This window comes from Frankia sp. CcMO1 (assembly GCF_977945845.1).
In genome coordinates this window covers 3,984-4,726 of the sequence record NZ_CDWTMG010000318.1, presented here as the reverse complement: position 1 = coordinate 4,726, position 743 = coordinate 3,984, and the positions used below count along the sequence as shown (strand labels likewise).

Annotated in this window: 1 protein-coding gene; it reads left to right on the top strand. The window is 65.5% G+C overall.

The window, feature by feature from the left end; translation table 11 throughout:
- On the top strand, positions 1 to 743 hold a 743-nt coding region (locus AC08OU_RS22930; RefSeq protein WP_476605774.1), incomplete at both ends, for an ISAzo13 family transposase.

Genomic DNA, 743 nt, shown 5'->3' with positions numbered 1-743 from the left:
GAGCCGGAAAGCCGCGGGGATCCGATGACGCCGTTGCGGTGGACGACGAAATCGACTCGGAAGCTTGCCCTTGAGCTGACCGGGATGGGGCATCCGGCCAGTCATGCCGTGGTGGCCGAGATTCTGAAGTCGATCGGGTACAGCCTCCAGGGAACGCGCAAAAGGCACGAGGGGCGTGGGCATCCGGACCGTGACGCCCAGTTCCGCCACATCAGTGCCACCGCGGCGGCGTTCCTGGCGGCCGGAGACCCGGTGATCAGCGTGGACACGAAGAAGAAGGAGCTGGTCGGGCCGTTCCACCAGGGCGGCAGGGAGTGGCACCGCAAGGGCGAACCGGTCGAGGTGAACGCCTACGACTTTCCCTACCTCGCAGACGGGAAGGCCATTCCCTACGGCGTCTACGACCTTGCCGACAATTCCGCGTGGGTCTCGGTCGGGGTCACCAGCGACACGGCGCAGTTCGCGGTCGCGACCATCGCCAGGTGGTGGGACGAGATGGGCCGGGAGAAGTACCCGGATGCCAGACGCCTCATGATTACCGCCGACTGCGGCGGGTCGAACGGGAACACGGTCTGGTTGTGGAAGCGAGAGCTCGCGAGGCTCGCCGCCAGGACCGGCCTGGAGATCAGGGTCTGTCATTTCCCGCCAGCGACCTCGAAGTGGAACAAAATTGAGCACAGGCTGTTTTCCTATATCAGCGTCACCTGGCGCGGCCGGCCGCTCGCGACCTACGAGACCGTGGT